Origin of the sequence: Amycolatopsis sp. M39 (assembly GCF_001651785.1) — a bacterium.
GTDB lineage: Bacteria > Actinomycetota > Actinomycetes > Mycobacteriales > Pseudonocardiaceae > Amycolatopsis > Amycolatopsis rubida.
In genome coordinates this window covers 735035-750604 of record NZ_LWSF01000001.1, presented here as the reverse complement: position 1 = coordinate 750604, position 15570 = coordinate 735035, and the positions used below count along the sequence as shown (strand labels likewise).

Annotated in this window: 19 protein-coding genes; 8 read left to right on the top strand and 11 right to left on the bottom strand. The window is 69.2% G+C overall.

All coding sequences use genetic code 11. The features are described 5' to 3' along the window. The first annotated feature begins 271 nt into the window (after positions 1–271). Positions 272–910 carry a LuxR C-terminal-related transcriptional regulator gene (locus A4R44_RS03530; protein ID WP_067576294.1) on the top strand — a complete coding sequence of 213 codons (639 nt, stop codon included), beginning with the start codon at positions 272–274 and terminating at the stop codon, positions 908–910. A 42-nt stretch (positions 911–952) separates the two neighbouring features. Here A4R44_RS03530 and A4R44_RS03525 read toward each other — a convergent pair whose 3' ends face one another. From A4R44_RS03525 to A4R44_RS03510, 4 genes are all read right to left on the bottom strand, one after another. After that, a complete protein-coding gene (locus A4R44_RS03525) occupies positions 953–1138 on the bottom strand; it encodes a response regulator transcription factor (protein WP_369805808.1) in 186 nt (61 codons plus the stop codon). Between the two features lie 169 nt (positions 1139–1307). Beyond that, positions 1308–1883 (bottom strand): hypothetical protein, encoded by a 576-nt coding sequence (locus A4R44_RS03520; protein ID WP_067576293.1) that lies wholly within the window; start codon positions 1881–1883, stop codon positions 1308–1310. After that, positions 1880–2413 (bottom strand): RDD family protein, encoded by a 534-nt coding sequence (locus tag A4R44_RS03515; protein ID WP_232791480.1) that lies wholly within the window; start codon positions 2411–2413, stop codon positions 1880–1882. The genes A4R44_RS03520 and A4R44_RS03515 overlap by 4 nt, the downstream gene beginning before the upstream one ends. A gap of 196 nt (positions 2414–2609) precedes the next feature. Beyond that, positions 2610–4085, bottom strand: coding sequence for an NAD(P)/FAD-dependent oxidoreductase (locus A4R44_RS03510; protein ID WP_067576291.1), 1476 nt, complete (start codon positions 4083–4085; stop codon positions 2610–2612). A gap of 80 nt (positions 4086–4165) precedes the next feature. Here A4R44_RS03510 and A4R44_RS03505 point away from each other — a divergent pair, with 80 nt between their 5' ends. Continuing rightward, positions 4166–4807: a TetR/AcrR family transcriptional regulator gene (locus A4R44_RS03505; RefSeq protein WP_037817003.1), complete on the top strand. Its 642-nt coding sequence runs from the start codon at positions 4166–4168 to the stop codon at positions 4805–4807. On the opposite strand, the gene A4R44_RS03500 is transcribed toward A4R44_RS03505, so the two are convergent. From A4R44_RS03500 to A4R44_RS49915, 3 genes are all read right to left on the bottom strand, one after another. Then, on the bottom strand, positions 4794–5651 hold the full coding sequence (locus A4R44_RS03500; protein WP_157904814.1) for a sigma factor: 858 nt from the start codon (positions 5649–5651) through the stop codon (positions 4794–4796). The two genes, A4R44_RS03505 and A4R44_RS03500, sit on opposite strands and share 14 nt — an antisense overlap. Before the next feature lie 11 nt (positions 5652–5662). Then, on the bottom strand, positions 5663–6691 hold the full coding sequence (locus A4R44_RS03495; RefSeq protein WP_067576289.1) for an NAD(P)/FAD-dependent oxidoreductase: 1029 nt from the start codon (positions 6689–6691) through the stop codon (positions 5663–5665). A gap of 70 nt (positions 6692–6761) precedes the next feature. Further along, entirely contained in the window at positions 6762–6977 is a 216-nt protein-coding gene (locus tag A4R44_RS49915; RefSeq protein ID WP_232791479.1) for an N-acetyltransferase, read from the bottom strand. A 414-nt stretch (positions 6978–7391) separates the two neighbouring features. Here A4R44_RS49915 and A4R44_RS03485 point away from each other — a divergent pair, with 414 nt between their 5' ends. Further along, entirely contained in the window at positions 7392–8015 is a 624-nt protein-coding gene (locus A4R44_RS03485; RefSeq protein WP_232791478.1) for an MFS transporter, read from the top strand. Positions 8016–8051: 36 nt separating this feature from the next. Here the strand turns inward: A4R44_RS03485 and A4R44_RS52165 are convergent, their stop codons facing one another. Then, positions 8052–8324 carry a methyltransferase domain-containing protein gene (locus A4R44_RS52165; protein ID WP_369805807.1) on the bottom strand — a complete coding sequence of 91 codons (273 nt, stop codon included), beginning with the start codon at positions 8322–8324 and terminating at the stop codon, positions 8052–8054. Positions 8325–8396: 72 nt separating this feature from the next. Continuing rightward, positions 8397–8960, bottom strand: a complete 564-nt coding sequence (locus A4R44_RS03480) for a trans-aconitate 2-methyltransferase (protein ID WP_067576287.1) — start codon at positions 8958–8960, stop codon at positions 8397–8399. A gap of 88 nt (positions 8961–9048) precedes the next feature. Between A4R44_RS03480 and A4R44_RS03475 the strand changes: the two genes are divergently transcribed. Next, on the top strand, positions 9049–9681 hold the full coding sequence (locus tag A4R44_RS03475) for a helix-turn-helix domain-containing protein (protein ID WP_067576286.1): 633 nt from the start codon (positions 9049–9051) through the stop codon (positions 9679–9681). On the opposite strand, the gene A4R44_RS03470 is transcribed toward A4R44_RS03475, so the two are convergent. Then, on the bottom strand, positions 9617–10573 hold the full coding sequence (locus tag A4R44_RS03470) for a sigma-70 family RNA polymerase sigma factor (protein ID WP_067576285.1): 957 nt from the start codon (positions 10571–10573) through the stop codon (positions 9617–9619). The genes A4R44_RS03475 and A4R44_RS03470 overlap by 65 nt on opposite strands. A gap of 62 nt (positions 10574–10635) precedes the next feature. Between A4R44_RS03470 and A4R44_RS03465 the strand changes: the two genes are divergently transcribed. From A4R44_RS03465 to A4R44_RS03450, 4 genes are all read left to right on the top strand, one after another. Continuing rightward, positions 10636–11244, top strand: coding sequence for a maleylpyruvate isomerase family mycothiol-dependent enzyme (locus A4R44_RS03465; protein ID WP_067576284.1), 609 nt, complete (start codon positions 10636–10638; stop codon positions 11242–11244). A gap of 69 nt (positions 11245–11313) precedes the next feature. After that, positions 11314–12471 (top strand): tryptophan synthase subunit beta, encoded by a 1158-nt coding sequence (trpB, locus tag A4R44_RS03460; RefSeq protein ID WP_067576282.1) that lies wholly within the window; start codon positions 11314–11316, stop codon positions 12469–12471. Beyond that, positions 12468–13181 (top strand): tryptophan synthase subunit alpha, encoded by a 714-nt coding sequence (trpA, locus tag A4R44_RS03455; protein ID WP_067576280.1) that lies wholly within the window; start codon positions 12468–12470, stop codon positions 13179–13181. The genes trpB and trpA overlap by 4 nt, the downstream gene beginning before the upstream one ends. A 41-nt stretch (positions 13182–13222) precedes the next feature. After that, entirely contained in the window at positions 13223–13957 is a 735-nt protein-coding gene (locus A4R44_RS03450) for a GntR family transcriptional regulator (RefSeq protein ID WP_067576278.1), read from the top strand. Here A4R44_RS03450 and A4R44_RS03445 read toward each other — a convergent pair. Continuing rightward, positions 13931–15484, bottom strand: a complete 1554-nt coding sequence (locus tag A4R44_RS03445) for a PucR family transcriptional regulator (protein WP_093573190.1) — start codon at positions 15482–15484, stop codon at positions 13931–13933. The two genes, A4R44_RS03450 and A4R44_RS03445, sit on opposite strands and share 27 nt — an antisense overlap. Positions 15485–15570: the final 86 nt, after the last annotated feature.

The following is a 15570-nucleotide window of genomic DNA, read 5'->3' as shown; positions in this document are numbered from 1 at the left end:
CGTTGACGGCCCGCAGGACCGGACCGCGTGAACGCCACCCGGTCGTGCGGGCAATCATCAACACTGGACTCCCGTCTAGTGCTATCGTGCAACTAAGGTTACAAGCACTAACGTTCGATTAAGTCCTTAACTGATGCCGGGCTGTCGAGGTACCGCAGGCACTACCGCGTCCCGGCAGTGCGGGGGATCGGCCCCGCGCGCCGGACCGCGGATCCTCGGCCCAGCGGAGGATGCGGCGCGGCCGCCGGGAACGACTGGTCTGTGAGCTGACATGAGCGCATTGCCCGAACGAGTGGCGATCATCGCCAACGACCCGATCAGCGGCGAAGGAGCCGCCGCCTACCTGCGCGGCACGCCCCGCTACGCCGTGATGGCTGCCGGCGAGGTCCCGCGCGCGGACGTCCTGCTCGTGATCGTGCCGGAGGTCCGCGAGAAAACCCTGGCCGACCTGGCGCGGATCCGCCGCACCGCGCTCGTCGCGGACGTGCGCGCGGTGCTGGTCACCGACCGGATCGAGAAGGCCGAACTGGGCAGGCTCGGCGGATTCGGCCTGTCCGCGGTGCTGTACCGCGGTTCCGCGACGCGCGAGAAAATCCTGGACGCACTGGCCGCCCGGGTGCCGTCGGCCGAACCGGAAGACACCCGCGCGACGAGGCTGACGCACGAGTTCCGCACCAGCGAGGGCGAAGCCCGCTACCCTCGGGGCTTCCTCGACCGGCACCGGCTGCAGAGCCGCGAGGTGGAGATCCTCGGCCTGCTCGCGGACGGCTTCGGCACGGTCGAAATCGCCGACCGGATGGCGTATTCGGAGCGGACGATCAAAAACATCATCAGCACGCTGCTGGTCCGGTTCGATCTGCGGAACCGCTCGCACGCGGTCGCCTACGCGCTGCGGACCGGCATCATCTGAACGGCCGCACCGGGAGCCCCGGGCCTTCGCGGGCCGCCCGCCTCAGATCGCGCCGTTCCGGAGCGCGCAGGCGACCGCGTGCGTCCGGTTGCGCAACTCCAGACGCTGCGACAGGTCGTGGATGACGTTCTTCACCGCGCGTCCGGAGAAGGTGGTTTTCTCCGCGGTTTCCGCCGTGTCGAGGCCTTCGGCCAGCAGGCGCAGCACGTCGATTTCCCGTTGGGTCAAGCCGGAACTGTGCTTCGGACAGGGTTCGATCGGGCGGCGGAAGTGGCTGAGCAGCGCGCCGCGGGCACCCTGGAGCGGCTGATGACGTTGGCGCCGGGGAAATTCCACCTGCTCGCCGGGTACGGGCTGGTCGCGGCGTGGTCGCCGGGTAGTTCGTGCTGCCGCTGTCCTACGCCGTCGTACGCCTTAAAGCCGCCTCATAAGCCGCGCGGTTGCGGTTGAGCCATTTCGCGAAGTACTGATCGGACTGGGTGTAGACATATCCCGGCGGGACGAACAAGACAGCGAAGACCACGAACCCACCAATCCCGATGATCGCCAGCTTCAACTCAGCGTCCGGCGGCGGGGAGGACATAAAGGACAGTCCACAAACGACAGCAGCCAAGCAACCCATCCCCACCGCGGCACTGAAAGCGCCACGCACGTTCCCCGGCGTACGACCAGCAGACGGATGCGCACCCGGGCTCAACGCACGCTCGGTCGCGGGCCTGCTCCGCCAGCTCAAGACTCCGCCGAGCCACAGCACCGCGAAGAAGACACCGCCGCCCGCCAAACTGAACCCTCCCGCCGCGGAATGGGCCAGCACTCCGACCAAAAGCCCGCTGAAGCCGAAGAGCGCGGCGAGGCTGGCCGTCATCACCCGGTATACCCGACGCATGGTGACGATCGCCTGCAGCCGCGTCGTGTAGTCGCGCAGCCGCTGTTCGGGAGTGTCCGCGACCGCGCGGACCTGGTGTCCGCTCACGGCTTCCGAACGAAACCGGCCGCGCGGAGCCGCTTCGTTTCGCGAACGTCGATGCTCGTGCGGGCTCCGTTCGTCACGGTGACGTCGCCGTTGAGGACCCCGAGCGCGATGATCACGAAGCCGAGCGTGCGGATCAGCATCGCCCAGCCCGCCTTGCCGAGCCCGATCCGGCCGCCGTCGCGAAGCCGGACGAGGCGGATGCCGGTGAACAACGCGCCGAGGCCGCGTCCGTTGCCGTAGAACCAGCCGTACAGCAGCGGCAGCACAAACAGTCCCACTATCCCGATCACACTCGCGCCGACCGCGGCGTCGACGCTGTGCGACTTGAAGTAGTACGCCACCGCCGCAGCCACCGACAAACCGGTGACCAGGAGGAAGTCGACCAGCCAGGCCCAGATCGTGGAAGCGGTGCGCGCCTCGACGTATAGCTCGCCGTTCTCGAACTCGCGAATCCGAGCCGCCGCGCCCTTGCCGAGAACGGGTTCGGCCTGCGTGCGGAGGCTGACCATGACCTCTTGCTGAGTGTTCACGCCATCCTCGACGCCGATCGGGGGCTGGAGGTTCCCTCGACCGGCGCGCATCACCCTGACACGGGGGGCGTAGCAACTCGCCCCAGCCGCTTTCGCGGGGTGATCGTGAAATTGTCCAGCACCTACAGTCACCGGCTCGGCCAGGTCCGCACCCTCGACGACGGTGTCGAACTGCGCTGAGACCCGGCGGCAAGCCTCAGGCGAAGCTGTAATCCTCCAACGGGAATCGTGCCGCCTCCCGGTGGGCGCTGATCGTCGATGTCGGCCGGAGCAGGGTCGCCTCGCCGTGCTGGTTGAAGTAGTAGCTGTTGGCCGTCGCGCACTGGCCGAGCGCGAACACCGAGTGCCCGACCTTGTGCTTCATCCGGTCGAGGAACTCGTCGTTCGCCCGCTGGGTCACCTCGAACACGTCCGAACCGCGGGCGCGCATCCCCTTGAACAGCCGGTCGAGGTGCTTCATCTGGCATTCGATGGTCGTGAAATACGACAGGCCGCTGTAGGAATACGGGCTGTTGAGCGAAACCAGGTTCGGGAACCCGGGCACGGTCACGCCCTCGTAGGCCTGGAACCGGTTGTCGCGCCACCACTTCCCGAGGTTCTTGCCGTCGCGGCCGATGATCTCGATCGCCGGGAAGTTCACGTCCCACAGGTTGAAGCCGGTGGCCAGCACGAGCGTGTCGATCTCGGTGCGCTTGCCGTCCGCGGTGACGATCCCGGTCTCGTCGATCCGTTCGATGCTGGTGGTTTCGAGGTGCACGTGCGGGCGGGTGAAGGCCGGGAAGTAGTCGTTGGAGAACGTCGGCCGTTTGCAGCCGAAGGAGTAGTCCGGCGTCAGCTTGCGGCGCAGTACGGGGTCGCGGACCTGGCGGTACAGATGCGCGCGGCACCAGCGTTCGGCGATCCGGTTGGCACCGCGGAACTGCCGGTACTGGACGACGCCGGAGATCATCATCAGCTCCAGCACCGAACTGCCCGCCAGCCGCACCGCGCGCTGTACCAGCGGCAGCTTCGCGAACGCCTGCTGCAGCGGCTTCGGCACGGCGTAGTCCGGCTTCGGGCTGACCCAGATCGGCGTGCGCTGGTAAACGGTCAGCTCCCCGGCGACCTTGGCGATCTCCGGGATGAGCTGCACGGCCGTCGCGCCGGTGCCGATCACCGCGGCACGCTTTCCGGCAAGGTCGTAGCTGTCGTCCCACTTGGTGGTGTGGATGACCTTGCCCGCGAACCGGTCGATGCCCTCGATGTCCGGCATCTTCGGCTGCGACAGGAAGCCGGTGGCGGTGAGCAGGTACTTCGCGGTGACCGTCTCGCCGCCTTCGATGCTGACCCGCCAGCTGGAGCCGTCCCAGGTCGCGCCGGTCACGACGGCACCGAAGCGCATCGAGGCGCGCAGACCGTACTTGTCGGCGACGTGCTCGGCGTACTTCTTCAGCTCCGCGCCCGGCGCGAACAGCCGCGACCAGTACGGATTGGGTTCGAACGAGTAGGAGTAGGTGGACGACGGGATGTCGACGGCCAGCCCCGGATACCGGTTCACGTGCCAGGTCCCGCCGAGGTCGTCCTCGCGATCGAGAATCAGCAGGTCGCGGTAGCCGAGGCGGCGGAGCTGGATGGCCGCCCCCATGCCGCCGAAGCCCGCGCCGACGATGACTGCGTCGTACTGCGCGTCCATGTCCGACCTCTCGTCCGGAACTACTTGTCAGTAACGGAACGGTATGTCACCTCAGCGGACTTGGCAATACACTGCAATGCGTGACAGCCCAGGAGAGCCCCCGCACCACCCGAGCCGAGCGCAAGAAGCAGGAACTGCGCCGCGAGATCATCGACGCGGCGTTCGACTGCTTCGCCGACCTCGGCTACCACGCCACGGGCATCTCCGACATCGCCACGAAGCTCGGCATCGGGCACGGCACCTTCTACCGCTACTTCCAGAACAAGCGCGACATCGTCGACCACGTCATCGACGACCTGGTCGCCCGCATCGTCACCGCGCTCACCGCGGAGAACGCGCCGGACGCGGTGTCCACTTTGGACGCCTACCGCGAGCAGACCGCCCGGATCGGCGACGCGCTGGCACAGATCTTCGGCGAGGACCCGCGCGTCCCGAGGCTGCTGCTGTTCGAGGCCGCCGGTATCGACAAAGCGATGGCAGCGCGCGTACTCGACTTCTTCGAACTGGCCACCGAGCTGACCGCGGCATATCTGTCGCATGGCGTGGAGCTCGGATACCTGCGCGCGGATCTCGACATCGAAAACAGCGCGCGGGCGATCAACGGCATGATCCTGGCGTCGGCGATCGCCTCGCTGCGCAACCCGGATCCCGAGGAGCAACGCCGGGTGAGCGAGGCCGTGCGGCGGATGATGTACGACGGGATCGCGGCTAGGCGGGAGTGATCTCGGTCAGCTTGTCGGGGTTGCGCACGAAACACAGCGTCGACACACCCGCATCGCCCGCCCGGACGGTGACCGTGGTCGTCGCCTTGCCGTCCTGAAGGAAGACCGCACCAGCGCCGCCGTTGATGATCGCTGGCACGATCGTGACCTCCTCCATCGTCGAGATCCCGATAAGGAACTGCGCGATCCGGTCCCGGCCGAACAACGGCTTGCGTGCGGCCATGGCTTTGCCGCCGCCGTCGGAGTACAGCACCGCGTCCGGCGCGATCAACGCGGCCACCCTGCCGATCTCACCGGACAGCACCGCCTCGACGAGCGTCGCCAGCGCCTCGGCATCACGATTCCCCTGATCCGGCAAGGAATCCCCGATCGCCGAGGTCACCGCCCGTTGCGCGCGCGAGACGAGTTGCCGGGCCGCCGCGGGCGTCGTCTCCAGTACTTCGGCGACCGACGGGTAGTCGACGTCGAGCACCTTGCGCAGGACATAGGCCGCGGCCTGCTCCGGGGTCAACGTGCTGAGCACGAAGTCGAGCGCCTGGCCAAGACCGTCGCGATGCAGCACTTCCCACTCCGGCGAATCCCCCTCGACCACCGGATCCGGCAGCCACGGACCGGGGTAGTTCTCCCGGCGGCGCCGCTGCGCGCGGACCGCGTTGAGCGCCAGCCGCGAGACCATCACCGACAGAAACGCGTGCGGCGTGCGGACCGTTTCGAGGTCCACCCGGGACCAGGTCTCCCACGCGTCCTGCACGACGTCCTCCGCGTCGTAACGCGATCCGGTGATGTGGAAAGCGGCGGCGAGCATCGTCGGCCGATGCGCGGTGAAGACGTCGCCGTGCTCCATGCTGGCCAAGTCTAGGCACCGGCCGGCCACGAGTACCTGCCCGCACGGTCCCGTTCCTGGCTCAGCCACCGCACGGTCATCCGGCAGATCGTCTCCTTGACGAGCCCGCCTGCCCGCCCGTCGATCGCGATCGCGCGCTCGGTGTCGTCCGGGTGCAGGAACTGGACGCGCCCGCGCCCGCTGCCGAGATCGGTGCACTGGAGCACGTAGCCCATCCGGAACGGTTTCCCGGCTCGTCCTTCGCGGCGCGCGGTGATGACGTCGGCGACGTGCGCCCCCATCGGCAACGCCGTCGCGCACGCGGCGCGGAAGGAGCTGTGCACAGCGTCGCCCGCGCCGAGGATGTTCGGGTGTCCGGGGACGGTCAGCTGCTCGTCCACCAGCAACCGGCCGAGGTCGTCGACCGGCAGTCCCGAATCGGCGGCGAGACTCGGCACGGTGAACCCGGTCGTGTCCACGACGAGCCCGTCGATTCCGGCCGGATCGACGCGCCTGCCGAGTTCGATCTCGACCCCTTGTCTGGCGAGAAACCGCAGATGCGCCTGGATCGCGCGCCGGTCCGGGGCGGTAGAGACCAGCTTGACCGCGCGCCCGGCCTCGCGCAGCGCCCCGGCCAGCTCGACGCCGGTCAGGCCCGCGCCCACGATGGTGACCGGAGCGTCCGGTGCCTCGGCGAGGGCGGTGCGGAGCCGCTCGGTCTCCTCCTCGGAGACGATCCGGCAGGCGCCGTTCCGGTCGCTGGTCCCGGATCCGACCGCGTAGACGAGGGTGTCGTAGGGCAGGTTCTCGCCAGCCGCCAGCTGGATCTTGTCGTCGCCGATCTCGGTCGCGGTGTCCTGGACGACCTCGACGGCGGGGTTCAGCACGGTCTGAAGATCGAGCCGGGCGTTCTCCCGGAGACCGGTGGCCACGCGATGGAGCCGGATTCGCTCGACGAACCACGCGTTCGGCGTGACCAGCACCACTTCTTCGCCGCGCCCGGCGAGCCGGTTCGCGGCCATGACCCCGGCGTATCCCGCGCCGAGCACTGTCGTCGTCATGCTGTCCTCCTCCGCTTTCGGGGTTTTCAGCGGATGGACACCGGTCGCGGGAAATCTGTGACAGCCGGGTTCAGCCGCGGCGGGACAGGTAGGTGCCGCTGGGGTCGTCTCGGTAACTTCCGAACGGCGCGCATGGGGTGAAGCCCGCTCGGGTGTACAAAGCACGGGCCGGGGCGAAGAAGTCCATGCTGCCGGTTTCCACGGAGATGCGTTCGATGCCGCGGTCTTTGGCGTCCTGGAGCAGGTGATCCAGGAGCGTGCGAGCGATGCCTTGCCCGCGTCGCACGGGGTCGGACAGTCCAGAGCCGGACGTGCGGACGCTGGAGTGCGGCCAGGTCGAGAGCGTGCCGGCTTTCGGGCGGGGCGGTGGGGTCCAGTTCGTCCAGGTGAGACTGGAGGAAGGCCCGGAGTCGCGGGTCCGCGAAGTCGGCTCGCTCGATCAGCAGAGGCATGGCCCCAGGCTGCCCGGCGGATGTTTCGCGGTTGTTAGCGCCCGATGTGGCGTTGAGCGCACCCAACGCCACATCGGAGCGGCCTACAGTGCCAACCGCGGCCAGGAAGCCGTGTCGCGCAACAACTGCCGGTCGTGCGTGGCCACCACCACCGCGGCCGGAGTCGAGTGCAGGGCTTCGGTCAGCTCGTCGACCAGCGTCGCGGACAGGTGGTTCGTCGGCTCAGCCTCGCCTGCGGCGGACTCGCGATGGCGGTCTTCGCCGCCGTCGAACGCCGCGTACCCGCGCCGCTGGTCCGGCCAGGATTGGTGCGGCAGCGCGAATTCAGGCTCGGCATGTGCCTCGTGCTGCTCACCTACGCCGGGATCAACTCGTTCTTCCTCGTGCTTTCGCTTGCCCTGCAAGACGGTCTGGGCCTCAGCCCGCTCGCCGCCGCGCTGACGTACCTGCCGTTCGCCGCCGCCTTCCTCTCGATGAGTCTCCTCGGCAGCCGCGTGGGCCGAGCCCCGCTGGCCGGCGCGGCGACCGCAGGCGCCGGCTATGCCGTCCTGATCACGCTGTCGGCCACTCTCGGCACCGGCTGGTCGTTCGTTCCCGCGCTGCTCCTCATCGGCGCGGGCCAGGGCCTCCTCGTGCCGCCGCTGCTGAACCACGTCCTGTCCGCCGTCCCCCGCGCCGACGCCGGGACGGCTTCCGGCGTGCTGGCGACTGGTCAGCAAATCGGCGGAGCACTGGGGGTCGCGGTGGTCGGCGCGGTCTACTACTCCGCGCTCGACGGGTCGCCACTGCACGCGCTCGCGCTGGCGTGCGGCGGGATTCTGGCTCTCACCGCCGGCGCGATCGCGGTTCTGCGGCTGCTGCCGCGGAATTGACGTGGGTTCGCCGCCAGCACGATCGGCAACGGCCGTTCAGCAGCTCGGCCAACGGCCAGCGCGCCGCACCGACCTTGTCGCGAATCCCCTGGTCGGTCCGTGATAGCCAGCCGGACGACCCTCGCTACCTAGCGCAGCACCGCGAAGTACGCGGGCATGTCGGCGTGCACCAGCATCCGAGACGACCGCATCGACGCTGCGGTCCCGAACCGGCAACCGCGCGGCGTCGGCCTGGGCGATCGGCAGCCGGGCGCGGAGCATCCCGCTGGACAGGTCAACGCCGAGCGGCGTCCAGCCCAGCTCCCGCACCAGGTTTCACTGGCTGGGCGCGGCGAACTCCTCCTGGTACCAGTTCGCGATCTCGGCATAGGCCGCCACCGATTACGCGTTAGGCGAAGAATCCTTGCGGGCACAGAGAATCGTGTCGTGCAATTCCCCGCCAGGAACCTTCCGCGTCCGGTTCTCGGCGGCCGTGATCTCCCATCGCCCCGCATCCAGACCGACGTCGTGGACGGTGATCGTCGACTCCGGCGGATGCAGCTCCCCGTGCTGGTGCCCGACCACCAGCAACGTCCCGCCCGGCGCGACCCACTCCGCGAGCCGCTCGAACAGCGAGCCCGCCGCGTGCACGTAGTGCGTAGCGACCAGGTCGAACTGCCCGTCCGGAGCCCAGTTCAGCAGGTCAGCGCACACCCACTCGACCTCGCTCGACCGTTCGCGCGCATGTCGCAGCACCTCCTCGGACAGGTCGACCGCCGTCACCCGCCATCCGTGCCCGGCGAGCCAGAGCGCCTCGTTTCCTTCCCCGCAGCCAGCCTCCAGCGCGCGTCCGGGCGGGAGTTTCCCCGCCTCTTCGACCAGCTTCGGATGCGGCTCGAGCTTCGCGTGCCCGGCGGTGCCATGCCAGTGCTCGTCCCAATAGGACTGATCGAATGCGTGCGGCACAACGGTTCCTTTCCTGGGTTCCCGTTCCACCTTGCAAACCCGCCGGCACAGCTGGCAAGCAAACTTGCCAATCTGTCAAACTCGGGGAATGGACGACGACCGAGCCCTGGACGCAGTCGGCCCCCGGTTGCGCGAGCTGCGCCGGAAGCGAGAGGTCACGCTGGCCGAGCTGGCCGCACAGACCGGCATCGCCGCCAGCACGCTGTCGCGACTGGAATCCGGCAATCGGCGGCCCACGCTGGAACAGTTGCTGCCGCTGGCTCGCGCACATGGCGTGCCCCTCGACGAACTGGTCGACGCCCCGCCAACCGGCGATCCGCGCATCCATCTTCGCCCGATCAGCTGTGCCGACGGCGTGACGATCCTGCCGCTGACGCGCCGTCCGGGCGGAATCCAGGCGTACAAATTCATCCTGCCCGGGCAGCGGGCAAAGCAAGAGCCCGAGCCCAAGACGCACGAGGGCTACGAGTGGACGTATGTCCTCAATGGACAGTTGCGGCTGGTGCTCGGCGAGCACGACATGACGCTTTCCCCGGGCGAGGCAGCGGAATTCGACACCCGGATACCGCACTGGTTCGGCGCGGCGTCGGCGGAACCGGTGGAGTACCTGTGTCTGGTCGGACGGCAGGGGCAGCGCGCGCACGTGCGGGCCGCACCTAAGGCATGGCCGTGGCAGGCAGCCCGAAGGCCGGGAAATGCGCTGCGCCGAGGAACGACGTGAGGTCGCAGATCCGGTCCTCCCGCAGGGTCAGCACGGTGATGGACCACGCCTCGTGCGGGACAGTCCCCGAACCGCCGAGGTAGAACGCCACCGCGGGCTGGGCGTTCGCGCTGGCCAGCCGGAAGCGCCAGCGGGGACAGCGGGTCATCGGGCCCTGGAAGGCGAACTCCGTCACGGCGGCGCGGCCGCGATACCAGTGCGGCAGCGGCGGCATCGACCAGGTGACGTCTTCGGTCAGCAGGCTCACGAGACCGTCGACATCGCCTTCGGCAAGGGCGGTCGCGAAACCAGTCGCCAGCTCTTGGCAGCGGGAGTCGCCGAGGAGCCGCTGCTGAGTTCGGGCGGGAACGTGCGCCGAGATGGTCCGGCGGGCGCGGGCCAGGGCGGAGTTCACCGAGGCCACGGACGTTTCCATCATCGCGGCGATCTCGGCGGCGGAAAAGCCGAGGACGTCGAACAGCAGCAGCGCCGCCCGTTGGTTGCCCGGCAGATGACGGCACGCGGCGACGAAAGCCAGCTCAACCGCCTCGCGTTGTTCGTAACTGGCCTCGGGGAAATCGGGGCACGGACCCAGCCAGGCCACGTCGGTACGCGGGGCTGAGTCGAGGACGACCTGCTCGCCCGCCGGGCCCAGGTCGACCGGCAGTGCGCGGCGGCCGCGCTGCTCGATGAGGTCCAGACAGGTGCGCGTGGCGACCGTGTACAGCCAGGTGCGCAGCGTGCTGCGGCCCTCGAACCCGGCCCGCCCGCGCCACCCTCGCACCAGCGCCTCTTGCATGGCGTCGTCGGCGTCGTGGATCGAGCCGAGCATCCGGTAACAGTGCGCACGCAATTCCACCCGCAACGGGGCCACCGCACGGGTGAATGCGGCTTCCGAAGAAATTTCCCCCACGACCGACGATTCTGCCGCATCCGGCCGGTCTCACCTGGCAACCACTACCGAGGAGACCTGAAATGACCGCCGCCTGGCCGCAGATCCACGCCGAACGCGCCGCACTGGCCGACGATCTGTCCGATGCCGCATGGAGCACGCCATCACTGTGCGAGGGGCTCTCCGTCCGCGAGGTGCTGGCCCACCTCACCGCGGGCGCGTCGCTCACGCCGTTGCGCTGGACGGCGGGCGTGCTCCGCTGCCGGTTCGACTTCGATCGGCAGGTCGCGATGCGGTTGGCCGAGCACCTCGGCGACAGCCCGGCCGACACGTTGGCCCGCTTCCGCCGGGTCGTCACCAGCACGACGAAACCGCCGTTGCCGGTCGTGGCGATGCTCGGCGAGACCGTCGTGCACGGCGAGGACATCCGCCGTCCGCTCGGCATCCGCCACGAGTATCCGGTCGAGACGCTCACCACGGTGGCCCGCTACTACCTCGGCTCCGACCTCGTCGTGCTCGCCAAAGGGCGCGTCCGCGGCCTTCGCCTCGAAGCAACCGACAGTGACTTTTCCGGCGGCTCGGGCCCCCTCGTGTCCGGCCCGACGCTCGCGCTGATCATGGCCATGACCGGCCGCTCCCGGTTCCTCGACGACCTGGACGGCGACGGCGCCGAGATCCTGCGGCAGCGCTGACGGTCTTGCGCCGCGCCGCCAAGAGTTCTATAACAGTGGAGTCAGTTATAGAACTCTAAGGAGCCGCTCATGCGCACCCCACCCCAGGAAGGACGTTTCGGGGAGTACGGCGGGCGCTGGGTGCCGGAATCACTGGTACCCGCCTGCCTCGAAGTCGCCGACGCCTTCGAGAAGGCATGGGTCGACCCCGGCTTCCGCGAGCAGCTCCAGACGATGCTCGCCCGGCACGTCGGCAGGCCCACGCCGGTGACGCCCGCCGAACGGTTGTCCGCGGAACTCGGCGTGACCGTCGCGCTCAAGCGGGAAGACCTCACGCACACCGGGTCGCACAAGATCAACAACGCGGTCGGCCAGGCGCTGCTCGCGAAGCGGATGGGCAAGCAGCGGCTGATCGCCGAGACCGGAGCCGGGATGCACGGCGTCGCGACGGCCACCGCGGGCGCGCTGCTCGACCTCCCGGTCACGGTGTTCATGGGCGAACAGGACGTCGAACGCCAGTCGCACAACGTGTTCCGCATGCGCTACCTCGGCGCGGAGGTCGTCCCGGTGCGCTCGGGCAGCCGCACGCTCAAGGACGCGACCAGCGAAGCGATGCGGCACTGGGTCAGCTCGACCGAGGAGGCGCACTACTGCCTCGGCTCGGTCGTCGGACCACATCCGTATCCGTGGATGGTGCGGGAGTTCCAGCGCGTGATCGGCGACGAAGCCCGCGAGCAGCACGTGACGGTGCCGGATTTCGTCGTCGCGTGCGTCGGCGGCGGATCCAACGCGGCGGGCACTTTCGCCGGATTCGCCGACACCAGCGCACGACTGGTCGGAGTGGAAGCGATCGGCGGATCGGGCGCGACGTCCGGCCAGGCCGGGGTGCTGCACGGATCGCGGTCGCTGTTCCTCCAGGACGAGCACGGGCAGATCCTCGAAGCCCACTCGATCGCCGCCGGACTGGATTACCCCGGTGTCGGACCGGAACACGCGCACCTGCGCGACCTCGGGCGGGCTCAGTACGTCGCGGTCAACGATGAAGCAGCGGTCGCCGCGGCCGCGCGACTGGCACGCACCGAGGGAATCATCCCGGCCCTCGAATCCGCGCACGCGCTCGCCTGGGTGGCCGAAGCCGCTGGCACGCCGGATCTCCCCGCTGGCTCAACGGTGCTGCTCACCCTGTCCGGCCGGGGCGACAAGGACATCACCACGCTCATCGCTCGCGCCGAGGAGTCCCGCGCATGAAAACCGATCGCAAAATCCTGATGCCGTACCTCACCGGCGGCATCAATCCACAGTGGACGGACTATCTCCCGGCGCTGGCCGAAGCCGGTGCGGACGCGATCGAAGTCGGCATCCCGTTCTCCGACCCGACGCTGGACGGTGTGACCATCCAGGAAGCGTCCACCGTCGCTCTCGCTAACGGAACTACTCCTCAGAGTGTCCTCAATGCACTGTCAGAGACCACAGTGGACATCCCGATCATCGTGAGCACCTACGCCAATCTGGCCGTCCGGAAGGGTTTCCGCACCGAACTGCGAGAAGCCGGAGTCGACGGTCTGATCGTGCCGGATCTTCCGCTGGAGGAAGTGCCCGCGATCGAGGAGGGAATCGAGCTGGCATTGCTGGTCTCCCCCGCGACGCCAGCCGACCGCGCACACGAGATCGCCGCGCGCAGCCGAGGTTTCGTCTACGCCGTCTCGTCGATGAGCACCACCGGCGAACGCGACCAGCTGCCCGCCTCCGCGATCGACCTGGCCACCCGGCTGAAGAACGCCACTGACCAGCCGATCCTGGTCGGCTTCGGCATCTCGCGACCAGCGCACGCCGCCGAGGCCGCCCGGGTGGCCGACGGCGTGATCGTGGGCGCGGCGATCATGCGGCGGGTGCTCGACGGCGCCGGTCCGGCGGAGGTCGGCGAGTACGTCGCGACCATGCGGGCCGCGCTGGACTAGAATCCGCTGGTCCCCGCAGAACTGGACCAGAACGGACGCGCATGGCCCGATACCGAGCGATCGCCGCGGATCTCGCCGCGAGGATCCGCGCCGGGGAGTACGCGCCCGGCGCGGCCCTGCCACCGCAGCGGGAGCTCAGCGCGTCCTACGGCGTCACGCTCATGACGCTCCGGCAAGCGCTGCGCGAACTCAGCGACGAAGCCCTGATCGTGCAACAACCCGGCCGCGGCACCTTCGTGGCGCCGACATCGGCCTCGTACCAGCTGGGCTCCTTGCGCAGCTTCACCGAGGACCTGCGCGATCAGGGTTACGTCGTGCGCACCGAGGTCGTCGGCCAGGCAGTACGCCGGTTGCCCACTCGCGTCGCCGCGCGATTGCAGGCCAGGGCCACCGATTCCGGCCTGCGACTGGAACGAGTGCGCGAGTTCGGCGGTCGAAGGGCAATCCATCAGGTGTCATGGATCGCTCCCCCGCACGGAGAACGGTTGCGGAACACCGATTTCACCACAACTTCGCTCTACACCGCACTGTCCGAACTGGACGTCGCGGTGGACCGGGCCGCCGAAACGATCCGCCCGGATTCTCTCGACGACAAGCTCGCCCAGCTTCTCGACGAACCGGTCGACACCCCGGTCCTGGTCAGCGAGCGCACCACGAGCACCCCGGACGGCACGATCGTCGTCATCGACCGCGCGACCATTCTCGGCAGCATGATGCACATCAGCACCGAACGCGCGGCCGACCGGCTGTCACTGCGCTGGGGCGCCGGAAGCTGAATCCCGGTGCCCGTGCGCCAAAACCGCCAGGTGCACCGAAAGCCGAGTGTCCGGATCGGACAGATCGACGCCGAGCAACCGCTCGATCGTCGCCAACCGCGAGTACGCCGCCGGACGACTCAGGTTCAACGCCTTCGCGAACTCTGTCATCGAATACCCCGCCTCGACAAACGCCCGCAACGTCGCGAACGTCCGGCTGGCCCGCGGTTCCGGCAAGGTCAGCAACGGCCGCAGCTGCGCCTCGGTGAACTCGTGCAACCGCGGATGCTCCCGCAGCCACCACAACAACCCGCGCACGCCCAGGTCACCAGCCCGCCGAAGTCCGGGCGCACCAGGCGATTCGACATCCGCGACATGCACCGCCTCCTGCAATGCCGCCGGCAGCTCCCCGAGCCGACGCACCGGGCCGGCCGCCCCGAACGCCGCCGCCAGTCCAGCCGGAACCGCGGCGACCACGCGCTCCAGCAACGCTTTTTCCGCAGTAACCGAGGCACACGGGAACACCGCCGCCACCCGGCCTTCCGCCAGCACGCCGCCGATCCCGTCACTGGTCAGCACCGCGTCCAGCAACGCTCGCTCCTGCCCGGCCCGAGCCGGACGGCACACCAGCACCGCGTAGTACGCCGCCGCGGCCAGCCCCAACGCCCTAGCCCGCGCGCGGACCGAACCCTCGTCCGCTCCGTGCAGCAGGTCCCGCAGCAAATCGCCCTGCGCCTCGATTTCCACCGACAGCGGCGAGTGTTCCAGCAGCTTCCCGACGGTCAACGCCTCAGCCGCGCGTTCGAGCACCATCCACGCCGACGGCTGCTCTGCCGAGTGCGCGGGCACGACCAGCCGGCCCCAGCGTTCACGCGGCGGCCCCACCGGCGTGCACATCCAGCCCTCCGGACCGCCGACCGCGGTCGCCGCGGAAAACGGCACCCGCCGGGACCGGGCCGGCCAGTCGCGCAGCAGTGATTCCGCCGAACCCGCCCCGGCGAACGCGAGCGCCCGATGCGTCCGGTCCTCCAGCACCACCGGCAGCCCGATCAGGTCCGCCGCGTGCGCGAGGACCGCGTCCGGTGCCTGCGACGCCGAACCGACCGTGCTGAACGCCTCGTGCGCGCGCTCGGCCAGCCGCAACCGCTCGTAATGCGCGTTGACGATCCGCGCGTGCACGATCTCGGTCACCTCGATGAAGCGGATCGTGCCGCGCAGCTCCACCAGCGGGAACCGGACCGCCCGGGCGGCCTGCACCAACCCGCTGGGCAACGCCTTCGGCCGCTCCCACGGATCCACGACCAGCCCGATCGCGCCGGCCTCGCGCAGCGAACGCACGTACGCCACCGGGTCGAAGCCCGGTTCGGCGAACGCACGCCCGATCGAGAGCACCAGAACGTCGCTGGTCAGCGTCCCGGCGACGTCGCTCAGCTCGCTCACGTGCACCGACCGCACCGGCACGTCGACCCGGTCCGCCGCCGAGCGCACGACCGGCGACCCGGCGGCCATCACGGGCAGCTCCAGGACGTCTCGCAGGGTCAGGTCCACGCAGGCAGCATAACCCGACGAAATGTACCGGCCGCGGTCAACAATGCGACGATTCGTCGGTTACCCGTGCCCCGTCCGCGAGGGAC